A 14,928-nucleotide genomic window follows, 5' to 3' on the forward strand; every position below is an offset into this window, starting at 1 on the left:
CCTTCCCCGGGCCCTTGATGTCGATCGAAGACGATATTGCGCTATTGGAGCGCGTCCCAACATTGCGCCTGCTGGGAAGCGACTCGCTGCGCATGATTGCCATCGGCTCCGAGCAGCGTAACATCCAGAGCGGAGAGACCCTGTTCCGCGAGGGGGACACCGCCGATTGCGGCTATGTCGTGCAGCGCGGGTCGTTGCGCATCAGCGACGAGGTCGGTGCCGAGATCGTCGCCACGCCGACCATGCTGATCGGCGAGCTGGCGCTGCTGGTCGAGATGCGGCGCCCGGCGACCGCGACGGCCCTGGAATATTCGACCGTGGTGCGGATCTCGCGCAGCCTGTTTCAGCGTGTGCTGGAAAGCGACGCCAAGGCGGCGCGCCGGCTGCGCGACGAGTTCGCCCACCGCGCCAGCCGAATCGCCAACGACATCATGGCGGCCGGGGCCAAGCTCACGTCGTGATCTTCGTGACCGCGCGGGTCTGCTACGACACGTCCAGAGTCACCGTGACCGGCACGTGATCCGACGGCCGCTCCCAGCTGCGGGCGTCGCGCAGGATCCTGAAGTCGCTGACCCGGTCCTTCAGTGCGCTTGACACCCAGATGTGGTCGAGCCTTCGGCCGCGATCGCCGACGGTCCAGTCGGCCGCGCGGTAGCTCCACCAGGTGTAGGCCTTCTCCGACATCGGGATGCGCTCGCGGGCGACATCGACCCATTCGCCATGGGTCTGCGCCGCCAACAGCTTTTCACATTCGATCGGCGTGTGCGACACCACCTTCAGGAGCTGCTTGTGCGACCAGACATCGTGCTCATGCGGCGCGACGTTGAGATCGCCGACCAGGATATGCCGGTCGTCGCCGCGTGGATGCAGCGGCTCGCACGCCTTCATTTCGTCGAGGAATTGCAGCTTGTGCTCGAATTTCGGATTGAGCGCGGGGTCGGGAATGTCGCCGCCTGCGGGCACATAGAAATTGTGCAGCACCAGCGGCTGCGCGAGCTGCGCCTTTTCGCCGAACGCCACCGTGATGTGGCGCGAATCCACCTTGTCGCAGAAGGTGCGGACGTTGGTCTCCTCGAACGGCCATTTCGAGATCACGGCGACGCCGTGATAGCCCTTCTGCCCGTTCAGCGCGACGTGCTCATAGCCGAGCCGCTTGAAGCGCTTCAGCGGAAAGGCGTCGTCGATGCACTTGGTCTCCTGCAGGCACAGCACATCGGGCCTGACCTGCTTGATGAGCTTGGCGACGAGGTCGATGCGCAGGCGCACCGAGTTGATGTTCCAGGTGGTCAGGACGAGACGCATGAGACCCGCGTCATACCATGAATTGCGGCGATGTCAGCGACTCCGCCTCGCCTCCGACGCATCGGACTGACCGCGTTGATTGGCGTTATCCCCAGCCATGTGGGACGGCGCCTGATCAGCGCCGTTTGCTCTCGATGACGTCCCATACGCGGGCGGCGATGTCGGGTCCGCCGAGCCGCGAGATCGCGCGGATGCCGGTCGGCGACGTCACGTTGATCTCGGTGAGGTTGCCGTCGATCACATCGATACCGACCAGCAGCAGGCCGCGCGCGCGCAATTCCGGACCGAGCGTGTCGCAGATCTCGCGCTCGCGTGCGCTGAGATCGGTGGCCTGCGCGGCGCCGCCGCGCACCATGTTGGAGCGCAGATCGTCTGCTGCCGGTACGCGGTTGACGGCGCCGGCGAACTCGCCGTCGACCAGGATGATGCGCTTGTCGCCGTGCTTCACCTCGGGGAGGAAGCGCTGGATCACCCAGGGCTCCTTGAACGTGACCGAGAACATGTCGAACAGCGAGCCGAAATTCATATCCTGCGGCATCACCCGAAACACCGCCGCGCCACCATGGCCATGCAGCGGCTTCATCACGACAGCGCCGTGCTGATCGCGGAAGGCGTTGATCTCGTCGAGATCGCGCGAGATCAAGGTCGGCGGCATCAGTTGCGGGAAGTTCATCACGAACAGCTTTTCCGGCGCGTTGCGGACGCTTGCGGGATCATTGACCACCAGCGTCTTCGGATGGATGCGCTCGAGGAAATGCGTCGAGGTGATGTAGGCGAGATCGAACGGCGGATCCTGCCGCAGCAGCACGACATCAAAGGATGTCAGCGCGGTCGGTTTCGGTTCGCCGAGCGTGAAATGGTCGCCGACCTGGTCGCGCACCGTCAGCGCCTGCACCGGCGCATAGAGCTCGCCGCCGCGCAGCGACAGCTTGTCGGGCGTATAGTAACACAGGCCATGGCCGCGCCGCTGCGCTTCGAGCAGCATCGCGAAGGTCGAGTCGCCGCGGATGTTGATGCGCGCGATGGGGTCCATCTGGACGGCGACGTTCAGTTTCATGGGCAGGTCCCTGCTCTCTGCAATCAGTTCATGTCAGGTGCTGGCGTCGAACGCCGCTACCAGATGGCGCGGCAGGCTGCGCGGCGCAACCAGAATCGCGTCGAAGCGCAGCTCCAATTCGGCATGGTCGGGATGCGCCATCAACCAGGCCTGCGCGGCATCGATGATGCGCTGCTGCTGGCGCGGCGTCACCGCATAGGCGGCATCGTCGAGCGAGGCACGCGCCTTGACCTCGACGAAGGCGACCAGGCCGCGCCTGCGCGCGATGATGTCGATCTCGCCTTGGGGCGTGCGGAAGCGTTTGGCGAGGATGCGATAGCCCTTGGCGATCAGCAGCGCTGCGGCGCGGGCTTCCGCCGATAACCCGGTGCGGAAGGCGGCGACGCGTTCGGGTGCCGCCGTCTTCGCCGGCTTGTCAGGGGAGACGCGCTCAGTCTTCGCCATCGGCCGACCCTGACCGCACGTCCTTCACCAGCTCGAGCGCGCGCGCATAGACTTCGCGGCGCGGCCGGCCGGACAGCTCGACGGCATGCATCACGGCATCCTTGACGCTCGACCGCTGCAGCAGATCCTTCAACACGGCGTCGAGCGCATCCGGCGTCAGCACCCCGGCGCCGCGCGGCGGCGGACCGATCACCAGCACGAACTCGCCGCGCGTTTCGAGATCGCCGGCCTCCGCAGCGAGATCGCCGATGGCGCCGCGCAGCACCTCCTCGTGCAGCTTGGTGAGCTCGCGGCAGATCGCGGCCTGGCGTCCCGCCATGGCATCGGCGAGGTCGGCCAGCGTCTCCTGCACCCGGCTGCCGGCTTCGAACAGGACCAGCGTCGCGTCGATCCGCGCGAGCTCGGACAGCCGCGTACGCCGCGCCTGCTGCCTGGCCGGCAGGAACCCCTCGAAGAAGAAACGGTCGGTCGGCAGCGCGGCCACGCTCAGCGCCGCGAGCAGGGCGGAAGGTCCCGGCAGCGCGGTGACGGCATGCCCGGCCTCACACGCCTCGCGCACCAGCTTGTAGCCGGGATCGGAGATCAGCGGCGTGCCGGCGTCCGACACCAGCGCGATGGCCGCGCCTTCGGCGAGGCGCTGCAGGATCCTGGGTCTGACGGCTTCGGCATTGTGCTCATGATAGGCTGCGAGTTCCGCGCTGAGGCCGTAGCGCTCGGTCAGGCGCCGCGTGATTCGCGTGTCCTCGCACAAGATGAGGTCGGAGCCGGCCAGGGTTTCCAGCGCGCGCAGCGTGATGTCGCCGAGATTGCCGATCGGGGTCGCCACCAGATGCAATCCAGGCCGCGCCTTGGGCGCCGCAACGATCTGCCCCGCCACCAGATAGGTCGACGTGGTGGAAGATTTGCCGTCGTCCGGCGACGTCTTGGGGATTGCCTTCGCGCCCATCGAGGTAATTTAAAGGGCCTGCCGCGGGATTGCCACAGGGGAACAGCCACGCAGCGATTTTGAAGTGCCGATCGGCAGGGGGGTGCCGTTCATCGCAGCTTCAAGTTCGAAGCTGCACCTCGATGAGGGTGTGTACGAGCAGGGGATAGGCCGTGCAAAACGTCGAATTGATCGGCTGTGTGGCGCTGACAGCCTTTTGTTTTGCTTAACTATTCGTCGACAATATGAGTGAATCTGCACGGCCTGCGGGACGTGCGTTTGGGGAACTTCTGGCCGGACTCGGCCGAACGAAGAGATGCCATGGTGGGCCCGCGTCATCCCAACTCTCTCGGTCCGGGACCCCATGGGGTCGCCCGGCGAACGGCGCTGGGCCTGATCGTCGGCGCGCCGCTGCTGTCGGCGTGCTCCAACGTCCAGCAGGGCTTCAATCCGTTCGAGCAGCCGACCGCGCCGGCGGGACCGCCGCAGCAACCGGCGGTGGCCGGCAACGGCCAGGTCAAGGTCGGGCTGATTCTGCCGCTGTCGGCGTCGGGCAATGCCGGCGTCGCCGCGCAATCGATGAAGAACGCCGCCGAGATGGCGCTGGCCGAGTTTCAGAACCCCAACATCCAGCTCCTGATCAAGGACGACGCCGGCAGCCCGCAAGGGGCGCAGCAGGGCGCGCAACAGGCCTGCGACGAAGGCGCCGAGATCATCCTCGGCCCCCTGTTCGCGGGCTCGGTGCCGGCGACGGCCCAGGTGGCGCGCGCGCGCAACATCTCGGTCATCGCCTTCTCGACCGATTCGAGCGTGGCGGGGCGCGGCGTCTATCTGCTCAGCTTCCTGCCGGAGTCCGATGCCAGCCGCATCGTCGAATATTCCGCCAGCGTCGGCAAACGCTCGTTCGCGGCGCTGCTGCCCGACAATGCCTACGGCACCGTCGTCGAGGGGGCGTTCAAGACCGCGGTCAGCCGCCGCGGCGGACGCATCGTGGCATTCGAGAAATATTCCGGCGACCGCAACGGGCCTGCGCGCACGGTGGCGCAGGCGCTCGGCGGCGCCGATGCGCTGCTGCTGGCCGATGACGGCGAATCGGTCGCGGCGACGGCCGATGCGCTGACCGCTGCCGGCGCCAATCTGCGCAACATCCAGTTGCTCGGCACAGGGCTGTGGGACAATCCGCGCGTCTATGCCAGCGCCAGCCTGCAGGGCGGCCTCTATGCCGCGCCGGATCCCTCCGGCTTCCGCGCCTTTGCCGGCCGCTACCGGACGCGATTCGGCGGCGATCCCGTACGTACGGCGACCCTCGCCTATGATGCGGTGGCGCTCGTGGCCGCGCTGGCGCGCACCCAGGGCAACCAGCGTTTCGCGCCCGACGTCCTGACCAATGCATCCGGCTTCGCCGGCATCGACGGGCTGTTCCGGTTCCGCAGCGACGGCACCAATGAGCGCGGGCTTGCGGTGATGCGCGTCGGTTCGGGTGGCGGACAGGCGGTCGCCGGCGCGCCGAAGAGTTTCAGCGCGACGTGAGTCGCAGCACTTCTCAGGCGGCGAGGTCGGCGACGACCGCGTCGAGCACCGGAAAGCCGTCCTGGGTCACGCGCAGCCGCCCGTCCGGATCGACCGCGATCGCGCCCTCCTCGCGCAGCAGCGCGATGCGGCGCGGATCGAGCGTGCGGCCGGAGATCCTTGCGTAGCGCTGCGGGTCGATGCCCTCGGCCAGTCGCAGCCCCATCAGCAGGAATTCGTCGGCGCGCTCCTCGCGGTTGAGCTCGTCGTCGGTCATCACACCATGACCGTTGGACTCGACCCGCATCAGCCAGGCCTCCGGCCGCTTGTCGGTCGCGGTCGCGTGCCTGATGCCGCCGATGTCGAGGCGGCCATGGGCGCCCGGGCCGATGCCGGCATATTCGTGGCCGCGCCAGTAGACGAGGTTGTGCCGGCACTCCGCGCCGGGCCGGGCGTGATTGGAAATCTCATAGGCCGGCAGTCCGTGACGGCCACAGATCTCCTGCGTGACGTCGTACAAGGTGCGCGCCAGGCCTTCGTCCGGCGTCTTCAGCTTGCCTGCGGCGTGCAGGCCGAAGAACGGCGTGCCTTCCTCGATGGTCAGTTGATACAGCGACAAATGCTCAGCCGCCTCGCCGATCGCCCGCGTCAGCTCCTCGGTCCACATCGCCGGCGTCTGGTCGGGCCGCGCGTAGATCAGATCGAACGAATAGCGCTCGAATGCATGGCGCGCGATCGCGACCGCCTTCATCGCCTCTTCGGCGGTGTGCAGGCGGCCGAGCATCCTGAGCGACGCATCGTCCATCGCCTGGACGCCGAGCGAGACCCGGTTGACGCCGGCGGCGCGATAGCCGGCAAAGCGGGTCGCCTCGACGCTGGTCGGGTTGGCTTCGAGCGACACCTCGACATCGCCAGCGACGTGCCAGTGCCGGCCGATCGCGTCGAGAATGGCGCCGACCGTTTGCGGCTGCATCAGCGACGGGGTGCCGCCGCCGAGAAAGATCGACGTGACGGTGCGCGGCCCAATGCGGGCGGCCGTGGTCGCGATCTCCTGCGCAAAGGCGCGGGCGAAGCGGTCCTGATCGATGGCGGCATGCCGGACGTGGCTGTTGAAGTCGCAATACGGACATTTCGACAGGCAGAACGGCCAGTGCACATAGACGCCGAACGCTTCGCTGTCAGCGCTGCTCAAGACAGATCTCCGCGAGTTTCACGAAGGCGCGCGCCCGGTGCGACAGGCCGAGCCCGAGCGGCGGCAGGCCATGTTTCTCGATGCTGGTCATCTCGCCGAAGGTCCGGTCGTGGCCCTCTGGCAGGAACATCGGGTCGTAGCCGAAGCCCGCCGTGCCACGCGGCGGCCAGACCAGGGTGCCGTCGACCCGCGCCTCGACCTCCTCGACGTGACCGTCCGGCCACGCCACGCACAGCGCCGAGACGAAATGGGCGCTGCGCTTGTCGGCACCAGTCGCGTCCCGCTCCTGCAGGAGGCGCTCGATGCGCGTCATCGCGCCGGCGAAATCCTTGTCCGGTCCGGCCCAGCGCGCCGAATAGATCCCCGGCGCCCCATCGAGCGCATGAACCACGATGCCGGAATCGTCGGCAAAGGCAGGAAGCTGCGCGGCTCTGGCCGCGGCGACCGCCTTGATGCGGGCGTTGGCCTGGAAGGTCTCGCCGGTCTCATCCGGCTCGTCCAGGCCGAGATCGCCGGCCGACACCGCCTCGACGCCATGGGGGGCGAGCAGCTCGCGCATCTCGGCAAGCTTGCCGGGATTGTGGGTCGCAATGATGATGCGACCGGTGAGCTTGCGGTGCGGGCTGCTCACGCGACCGCCATCTTCTGCAGGTCGACCAGCCGCGCGACGCCCTTGCGGGCGAGCGCCATCAGCGCCAGGAATTCGGTCTCGGTGAACGGCGTCTTCTCCGCCGTGCCCTGCACCTCGATGATGCGGCCGTCGCCGGTCATGACGAAATTGGCGTCGGTCTCGGCCTCGGAGTCCTCGGCGTAGTCGAGATCCAGCACTGGCGTGCCGTTGTAGATGCCGCATGAGATTGCGGCGACGTTGGCGCGCAGCACCTCGGTCTTGATCATGTTGCGCGATTTCATCCACTTGATGCAGTCGGCCAGCGCCACCCAGGCGCCGGTGATCGACGCCGTGCGCGTGCCGCCATCGGCCTGCAGCACGTCGCAATCGACCGTGATCTGGCGCTCGCCGAGCGCTTCCAGGTCGATCGCGGTGCGCAGCGAGCGGCCGATCAGGCGCTGGATCTCGACGGTGCGGCCGGTCTGCTTGCCGGCGGAAGCCTCGCGCCGGGTCCGTTCCAGCGTGGCGCGCGGCAGCATGCCGTATTCGGCGGTGATCCAGCCGCGTCCCTGGCCCTTGAGCCAGGGCGGCAGCCGGTCCTCGAGCGTGGCGGTGACCAGGACATGGGTGTCGCCGAACTTCACCAGGCAGGAGCCCTCGGCGTATTTGACGACGCCGCGTTCCAGGCTCACGGCCCGCAGTTCATCCGGTGCACGGCGGCTCGGCCGCATGATTCTCTCCGTGAAAGCGCGCGAAAGACCGACTTTGACCGGCCTTGTAGGAGCCGGGACCGGCAGCGGCAAGGGTTTATCATGGCTTCGCCCGCGAGCGCCGACCGGCTTGCCACCGAGCCGCCGCATGGACACATTATAGGCAGCTGGGAGGAGTGCATCTGGTGGCCCACCACGATCCGATCAACCTGATGACACCGCCGGCCGGTCTGGCGCACCTGAACGAGCGCTCGCGCGAGATCTTCCGGCAGATCGTCGAAAGCTATCTGGCGACCGGCGAACCGGTCGGCTCGCGCAACATTTCGCGGCTGATCGCGGTTCCGCTGTCGCCGGCCTCGGTGCGCAACGTCATGGCCGATCTCGAGCAGCTCGGCCTGATCTACGCGCCGCACACCTCGGCCGGCCGGCTGCCGACCGAGGCTGGCCTGCGCTTCTTCGTCGACGCCCTGATGCAGGTCGGCGACATGACGGAGGCCGAGCGGCAGTCGATCCAGAGCCAGCTCGCGGCTGTCGGCCGGGCGCAGTCGGTCGAAGCGGCGCTGGATGAAGCGCTGACCCGGCTGTCGGGTCTGACCCGTGCCGCTGCCGTGGTTCTCACCGCCAAATCCAACACCCGGCTGAAGCACATCGAGTTCGTCAGGCTCGAGCCCGAGCGCGCGCTCGTCGTTCTGGTCGGTGAGGACGGACAGGTCGAGAACCGGGTCCTGACCCTGCCGCCGGGCGTGCCGTCGTCGGCGCTGACCGAGGCGTCCAATTTCCTCAATGCCCGCATCAGAGGACGGACGCTGGCGGAAGCGCGGCTCGAGCTCGAGACCGCGCTGGCGCATGACCGTGCCGAGCTCGATCAGTTGACGCAGAAGGTGATCGCCGCCGGAGTCGCGAGCTGGTCCGGAGGGGACAGCGACGAGCGGCAGCTCATCGTGCGCGGCCACGCCAACCTGCTCGAGGACCTGCATGCGCTCGAAGATCTCGAGCGTGTCCGGCGGCTGTTCGACGATCTCGAGACCAAGCGCGGCGTCGTCGATCTGCTCGGACGGGCGGAGAGCGCGGAAGGTGTCCGCATCTTCATCGGCTCGGAGAACAAGCTGTTCTCGCTGTCGGGCTCGTCGACGATCGTGTCGCCCTATTCCGACGCCACGGGTCGCATCGTCGGCGTGCTCGGCGTCATCGGTCCGACCCGGCTCAACTATGCCCGGGTGATTCCGACGGTCGATTATGCCGCGCGTCTGGTCAGCCGGCTGCTGGGCGGCTGACGCGTGACTTGGTTCACCCGCGGACAGCGCCTCCGGGCGCGATGGTCAGGCTGCGCTTGATTTTCGACGCTCAAAGCACGATATCCCGCCCCATATCCCCCAAACCCGTCAGCCGAACTTGCGAGTCTGTCCATGACCGATCCCGACCTGCATAAGAATGATCCGGAAAACCCGGCGCAGGCCAGCGAACCCGTCGTCTCCAAGCCCTACATCATGCCCGATGATCCTGAGGCCGGCTCGGCCGAGGCGCTTGCCAAGGAGGTGGCCGACGCGCGCGACAAGATGCTGCGCACGCTCGCGGAGATGGAGAACCTGCGCAAGCGGACGGCCCGTGAAGTCGCCGATGCGCGCATGTACGGCATCACCGGCTTCGCCCGTGACGTGCTCGATATCGCCGACAATCTGCAGCGCGCGCTCGATGCCGTGCCGGCCGAGACGCGCGCCAATGCCGATGCGGGCCTGAAGTCGCTGATCGAGGGCGTCGAGCTCACCGAGCGCTCGCTGCTCAACACGCTGGAGAAGAACGGCGTCAAGAAGTTCGATCCGACGGGACAGAAGTTCGACCCCAACTTCCAGCAGGCGATGTACGAGGTCCCGGATCCGTCGGTGCCGTCCGGTACCGTGGTGCAGGTCGTGCAGGCCGGCTTCATGATCGGCGAGCGCGTGCTGCGTCCCGCGCTGGTCGGCGTGTCCAAGGGTGGCGCGAAGGCGGCGCCGGCGGCGAGCAACGATCAGTCGAACAGCGCCGCCTGACGGCGAGCCTAGGCAGGCGTCCTGCTGCCGTCCTGTCGATCGAACGAACAAGCCACGGGCAACGATGCCCGTGGCTTCTTGTTTGTCGGCGCAACTTTGTAGTTCGTCTCACGGCGAGCGGCCGACGTGATCACGACGTCCGATGCCAGGCTGGTCTCAGCCTCTCGGCTGGATGCCGTCGCGGACGGCGCGGAAGCGCGGGAAGGCCGCCGACCACTGGTCGCGCGGCGCGCTGCCGATGATCCGCAACGTGTTCGGCCCGCCGAAGCGCAGCCACTGCACCACCGTCACCGGCGTATTGTCCTTGCCGCTGGTGGCGTCGATCCGGGTCTCATAGGCCGGCTGGCCGTCGATGCGGATCGGCTCGGACATCGTGATACGCGCTTCGCGGACGCCCGGAATGGTGGTGGCCGCCTGCTGCGCGACGCGCGCGCGGTCGCCTGCCTCCGGGGCGACGCCGGCCACCAGCCCGATCACCACGAAGGGCGCGGCCTCGAAGCCCTTGTCCTCTTCGCCATCGGCCAGGATCAGGGCGCCCGGCCCGAGCGTGCGGATGGTCTTGAACCCGGAGAGGTCGGTGACCTTGAACGGCATCATCGCGAGCTGCTCGTCGACCGGAACGTCCTTGCGGACGACGGCGGAGGCGAACATCTGGCGCACGGCATCGTCGGTATAGATCCGGCTCGCGGTCTCCGGGATCTGCACGGCCACGTAGCCGGAGAAGCCGTTGCCGGGCAGGATCATCGAGTAGCGCCGCACCGGCGTGGCGCCATCCCGGCCGTTCTCCACCGTGTAGTAGGCGGTGCCGGCGGCGGTCTCGATGCTCTCCGGCTTGACGCTGCCGGTCCCGGCGGGATTGGCGGTAAACGCATTCTTCACCTCGCCATAGGCGGCCGCCGGCAGTTCGGTCAGCAGCACCTTGACGCTCTGGTCCTCGGTTTCGAAGCCGGAGAACGTCTTGGCCTTGGCGAGTCCCACCAGGGGCGCGAGCCCGATGCGGACGCCGGGCGGAAATATGGCGTCGGCGGCCAATGCGGGGTGCAGCAGCGACATCAGCAGGGTGGCCGCGGCGAAAAATCGAACGATCATCATCAACATTGCCTCGTTGACCGAGGCCTCGTGCCGAGGCGGTCGGGATCCTCGCCAGCGTGGTCTTCGGCGGGCACGCTTTTAGCGGCTTTGCGCCCCCCGCAACAGGCCGGGCGCGCGGTTTTGATCGCCTGCGGCGATTGGCGGGACCCCGCAGGGGCGCATTTCGCGGATAATTCGCCTCGAAAGGCGGATTCAGGATGGTCCAGCGCTAGCTGCGTTTCAGGATTTCGACGCCGTCGACGGTCTGTACCAGCACATAGGGCTCGAGCAGAGCCCTGAGTTCGGGGTCGGAACGCGCCCAATCGCCCCAGTCGCTGTTCTGATTGTCGATCAGGACGACGTCGGGCGGCTGTTTCCGGAAGTCGGCGACGATCCCGGCGCGTTCGCGTTCCACGTAGGGCGCGAGCCTCTGCGCCGTCTGTGAATCGATGGTTCCGTCCTGTTGCGAGCGGCGAACGATTTCCCGGACCCAGAACGCCTCCTGGCGCGAGATCCAGGTGCCATCAAGGGTCCGCACCATGGGGTGGCCGATGACCGCGGCCGCGCTGAGCACCAGCATGCTCGGGTGCGGACCGAGCCGCGCCACCTGGGCTTCGATCTGCCGGACGTCGACGCTGCCATTGAACCAGAAGCAGGTCTGCACGAACAGCACGGCGCCGGCGAGAGCGGTGGCGGCACGCGGCCAGCGTCGCGCGTCGCGGCCGCTGTCGATCGCCGACACCGCAAGGCCGGCGGCAAGCAGCGCCAGCGCGACCATGGGGTAGGCGTGATAGCCCCAGCCTTTCTGCTGCGCGACGAACGACACCAGGAAGCCGAGCGATCCGGCCAGCGTGGTGAAGGACGCCGCGTCGCGCTCGTATTGCTGGCGCTGCAGGAGGAGGACGATGATTGCCGCAGCGAGCCACAGGCCCATCGGCAGAGTGACGAGGATGGTCGGTACGGGCGCCTTCAGAAGCAGATAGACGTCGCGGACCAGCGGATAGATGACCGTGAAATATTCGGGAAAGAACAGGTAGATGCACGCCGCGTTGAGCAGCACCAGGGCCGCGGCGATCCAGTTCTCCAGCGCGAACAGCGCGCGCCAGTCGCGCGCCTGCGCGGCGGCGGCGAGAATGCAGAAGCCGACGCTGAAGGCGAAATAGGGCTTGAAGCTCATCGTGAGGCCGGCGCTGAGCCCGGCGATGAGGATGGCCGTCGGGGCTACCCGCTCGCCCTCGGCGCGCAGGATATACACCGCGATCGCCGGCAATATCGTGATCAGGGCCAGATGTTCCCGCTGGCCGAAATCATACATCGGCGCGATCAGGAGCAGGGCGGTCGTCCACGCCGCCAGCCGGCCGTCCGCGAGCCGATGGCGCAGGGCCGATGTCCGCAGCACCAGCCACACCAGCGTCAGGGATGCTGCGGTCAGTGCGAAGATCAGGATATTCGTCGCCAGCTCGGGCCTGAGATGGATCGCACGCGCCAGTGCGAGCGCCAGAAGATAGACCGATCCCGCCATCGGCGGATTCGTCTCGAGGATGTCGACGTAGAGTCGCTGGCCATCGAGCATGCGCTCGCTGACGAGGAGCCACCAGCTGACGTCGACATTGAGGGGAAGGATGTACCGCAGCCACGCCGCTGCAACCACGATGGCGCAGATCAGCAGTCCCGGGAACGTGGCCTGGCCGGCTTCGCGCGCGCGTTGCGGAAAGCCCCAATCGGTGTCGATGACCATGCCTCATTCCCGTCCCAGGAGTGCGGCAGGCTAGGGCCCGTGGGTTAACAACGCATTTCGGTCATTGGGGCAGATCAGCGGTACCGGGTCTGTCGCACTTGCCGGCGATCGCACCCTGCATTTCGCACCAGCCGTTCGATGTGCCGAGAGCTGGACCCGCACAGTCGCCTCCGGTCCGAGCCGCCGTTCCGCGGGGCCCGATGGGCCGCTCTGTTGTCTCCATGATGACCTCCGGCGGCTGCCGTGATTTTCGTGGGGTCGAACCCCTGGTCCGGTCCTTGCGGGCCACTCCCCCCCTCCTATATGACGCTCATCGTCGCAATATCGCGAGCATTTGATCTGAGGGGGTTTTGGATGGGGGCGCCGTCAGGGCCCCACCCAACCTGCCGCAAAAAGAAGGATATGAGACCATGGGAAAGGTCATCGGGATCGATCTCGGCACCACGAATTCGTGCGTGGCCGTCATGGACGGCAAATCGTCGAAAGTCATCGAGAACGCCGAGGGCATGCGCACCACGCCGTCGATCGTCGCCTTCAGTGACGATGGCGAACGTCTGGTCGGTCAGCCGGCCAAGCGCCAGGCCGTGACCAACCCCGAGCGCACCTTCTTTGCGGTCAAGCGCCTCATCGGCCGCCGTTACGACGACCCGATGGTCGAGAAGGACAAGAAGCTCGTCCCCTACAAGATCGTCAAGGCCGGCAACGGCGACGCCTGGGTCGAGGCCGACGGCAAGACCTATTCGCCCTCGCAGGTCTCCGCCTTCATCCTGCAGAAGATGAAGGAGACCGCGGAAGCCCATCTCGGCCAGAAGGTCGACCAGGCCGTCATCACCGTCCCCGCCTATTTCAACGACGCCCAGCGTCAGGCCACCAAGGACGCCGGCAAGATCGCGGGCCTCGAGGTTCTGCGCATCATCAACGAGCCGACCGCGGCCGCGCTCGCCTACGGCCTCGACAAGACCAAGGCCGGCACCATCGCCGTGTACGACCTCGGCGGCGGCACCTTCGACGTCTCGATCCTGGAGATCGGCGACGGCGTGTTCGAGGTGAAGTCGACCAACGGCGACACCTTCCTCGGCGGTGAAGACTTCGACATGCGTTTGGTCAGCTACCTCGCCGACGAATTCCAGAAGGAGCAGGGCATCAACCTGCGCAACGACAAGCTCGCTTTGCAGCGCCTCAAGGAAGCTGCCGAGAAGGCCAAGATCGAGCTGTCGTCGACCACCCAGACCGAGATCAACCTGCCCTTCATCACCGCGGACCAGTCCGGTCCGAAGCATCTGACGATGAAGCTGACCCGCGCCAAGTTCGAGGCGCTGGTGGCCGACCTCGTCGAGAAGACCATCGAGCCGTGCCGCAAGGCGCTGAAGGATGCCGGCCTCACCGCCGGCGAGATCGGCGAAGTGGTGCTGGTCGGCGGCATGACCCGCATGCCGAAGATCCAGGAGATGGTGAAGCAGTTCTTCGGCAAGGAGCCGCACAAGGGCGTCAACCCCGACGAGGTGGTGGCGATCGGCGCGGCCATTCAGGCCGGCGTGCTGCAGGGCGACGTCAAGGACGTGCTGCTGCTCGACGTGACCCCGCTGTCCCTGGGCATCGAGACCTTGGGCGGCGTGTTCACCCGCATCATCGACCGCAACACCACGATCCCCACCAAGAAGAGCCAGGTGTTCTCGACCGCCGAGGACAACCAGAACGCGGTCACCATCCGGGTCTTCCAGGGCGAGCGCGAGATGGCGGCCGACAACAAGATGCTCGGCCAGTTCGACCTGATGGGCATTCCGCCGTCCCCGCGCGGCATGCCGCAGATCGAGGTGACGTTCGACATCGACGCCAACGGCATCGTCAACGTGTCGGCCAAGGACAAGGCCACCGGCAAGGAGCAGCAGATCCGCATCCAGGCCTCGGGTGGTCTGTCGGAGGCCGACATCGACAAGATGGTCAAGGACGCCGAGGCCAACGCCGTGGCGGACAAGAAGCGCCGCGAGGCGGTCGACGCCAAGAACCATGCCGACGCGCTGGTGCACTCGACCGAGAAGGCTCTGGCCGAGCATGGCTCGAAGGTCGCCGACACCGAGCGCCGTGCCATCGAGGATGCCGTCAGCGATCTCAAGGAAGCGCTGAAGGGCGACGATGCCGAGGCGATCAAGGCCAAGACCAATACGCTGGCCCAGGCGTCGATGAAGCTCGGCGAGGCCATGTACAAGCAGCAGGCCGAGAGCGATGCGGCCCGCGACGCCGCCAAGGATGACGTGGTCGACGCGGAGTTCACCGAGGTCGACGACGACAAGAAGAAATCTGCTTAACTGAGGCAGAGGTAGTGACCATGACCCCCATTCCAAA

Annotated in this window: 14 protein-coding genes; 5 read left to right on the forward strand and 9 right to left on the reverse strand. The window is 67.0% G+C overall.

The features are described from left to right. Positions 1 to 17 precede the first annotated feature (17 nt). Complete coding sequence (locus ACQR0U_RS01075) at positions 18 to 461, forward strand: cyclic nucleotide-binding domain-containing protein (protein WP_315716814.1); 444 nt, start codon at positions 18 to 20, stop codon at positions 459 to 461. Positions 462 to 483: 22 nt separating this feature from the next. Here the strand turns inward: ACQR0U_RS01075 and ACQR0U_RS01080 are convergent, their stop codons facing one another. The 4 genes from ACQR0U_RS01080 to rsmI form a co-directional block, all read right to left on the reverse strand. Next, entirely contained in the window at positions 484 to 1,302 is an 819-nt protein-coding gene (locus ACQR0U_RS01080) for an exodeoxyribonuclease III (protein WP_434842470.1), read from the reverse strand. A 115-nt stretch (positions 1,303 to 1,417) separates the two neighbouring features. Beyond that, positions 1,418 to 2,359 carry a glutathione synthase gene (gshB, locus tag ACQR0U_RS01085; protein ID WP_315716816.1) on the reverse strand — a complete coding sequence of 314 codons (942 nt, stop codon included), beginning with the start codon at positions 2,357 to 2,359 and terminating at the stop codon, positions 1,418 to 1,420. A 33-nt stretch (positions 2,360 to 2,392) separates the two neighbouring features. Next, a complete protein-coding gene (locus tag ACQR0U_RS01090) occupies positions 2,393 to 2,803 on the reverse strand; it encodes a YraN family protein (protein WP_315716817.1) in 411 nt (136 codons plus the stop codon). Beyond that, entirely contained in the window at positions 2,790 to 3,749 is a 960-nt protein-coding gene (rsmI, locus tag ACQR0U_RS01095; RefSeq protein WP_434842471.1) for a 16S rRNA (cytidine(1402)-2'-O)-methyltransferase, read from the reverse strand. The genes ACQR0U_RS01090 and rsmI overlap by 14 nt, the downstream gene beginning before the upstream one ends. Positions 3,750 to 4,049: 300 nt before the next feature. Between rsmI and ACQR0U_RS01100 the strand changes: the two genes are divergently transcribed. After that, on the forward strand, positions 4,050 to 5,258 hold the full coding sequence (locus ACQR0U_RS01100; RefSeq protein WP_316170007.1) for a penicillin-binding protein activator: 1,209 nt from the start codon (positions 4,050 to 4,052) through the stop codon (positions 5,256 to 5,258). Positions 5,259 to 5,271: 13 nt separating this feature from the next. Here ACQR0U_RS01100 and hemW read toward each other — a convergent pair whose 3' ends face one another. From hemW to rph, 3 genes are read right to left on the reverse strand one after another with little or no spacing between them, the layout of a single operon-like run. Beyond that, positions 5,272 to 6,429, reverse strand: coding sequence for a radical SAM family heme chaperone HemW (gene hemW, locus ACQR0U_RS01105; protein ID WP_316203418.1), 1,158 nt, complete (start codon positions 6,427 to 6,429; stop codon positions 5,272 to 5,274). Continuing rightward, the gene (rdgB, locus tag ACQR0U_RS01110; RefSeq protein WP_315716821.1) at positions 6,416 to 7,060 is read right to left on the reverse strand and encodes an RdgB/HAM1 family non-canonical purine NTP pyrophosphatase; all 645 of its coding nucleotides are present in this window, start codon (positions 7,058 to 7,060) and stop codon (positions 6,416 to 6,418) included. Before rdgB ends, hemW begins: the two co-directional genes overlap by 14 nt. Next, positions 7,057 to 7,770, reverse strand: coding sequence for a ribonuclease PH (gene rph, locus ACQR0U_RS01115; RefSeq protein WP_315750500.1), 714 nt, complete (start codon positions 7,768 to 7,770; stop codon positions 7,057 to 7,059). Before rph ends, rdgB begins: the two co-directional genes overlap by 4 nt. 164 nt (positions 7,771 to 7,934) lie before the next feature. On the opposite strand from rph, the gene hrcA reads away from it, so the two are divergent. Together hrcA and grpE are read left to right on the forward strand one after the other, a co-directional pair. Next, positions 7,935 to 9,023, forward strand: coding sequence for a heat-inducible transcriptional repressor HrcA (gene hrcA, locus ACQR0U_RS01120; RefSeq protein WP_316173482.1), 1,089 nt, complete (start codon positions 7,935 to 7,937; stop codon positions 9,021 to 9,023). Positions 9,024 to 9,155: 132 nt separating this feature from the next. Continuing rightward, entirely contained in the window at positions 9,156 to 9,776 is a 621-nt protein-coding gene (gene grpE / locus ACQR0U_RS01125; protein ID WP_434842472.1) for a nucleotide exchange factor GrpE, read from the forward strand. Between the two features lie 156 nt (positions 9,777 to 9,932). Here the strand turns inward: grpE and ACQR0U_RS01130 are convergent, their stop codons facing one another. Together ACQR0U_RS01130 and ACQR0U_RS01135 are read right to left on the reverse strand one after the other, a co-directional pair. Further along, a complete protein-coding gene (locus ACQR0U_RS01130; RefSeq protein ID WP_315716825.1) occupies positions 9,933 to 10,868 on the reverse strand; it encodes a hypothetical protein in 936 nt (311 codons plus the stop codon). A gap of 208 nt (positions 10,869 to 11,076) precedes the next feature. Further along, positions 11,077 to 12,585, reverse strand: a complete 1,509-nt coding sequence (locus ACQR0U_RS01135) for a hypothetical protein (RefSeq protein WP_434842473.1) — start codon at positions 12,583 to 12,585, stop codon at positions 11,077 to 11,079. A 410-nt stretch (positions 12,586 to 12,995) separates the two neighbouring features. On the opposite strand from ACQR0U_RS01135, the gene dnaK reads away from it, so the two are divergent. After that, positions 12,996 to 14,891: a molecular chaperone DnaK gene (gene dnaK, locus ACQR0U_RS01140; RefSeq protein ID WP_315716827.1), complete on the forward strand. Its 1,896-nt coding sequence runs from the start codon at positions 12,996 to 12,998 to the stop codon at positions 14,889 to 14,891. Positions 14,892 to 14,928: the final 37 nt, after the last annotated feature.

Origin of the sequence: Bradyrhizobium sp. HKCCYLRH3097 (genome assembly GCF_051167875.1) — a bacterium.
In the GTDB taxonomy this organism is placed as follows: Bacteria; Pseudomonadota; Alphaproteobacteria; order Rhizobiales; family Xanthobacteraceae; genus Bradyrhizobium.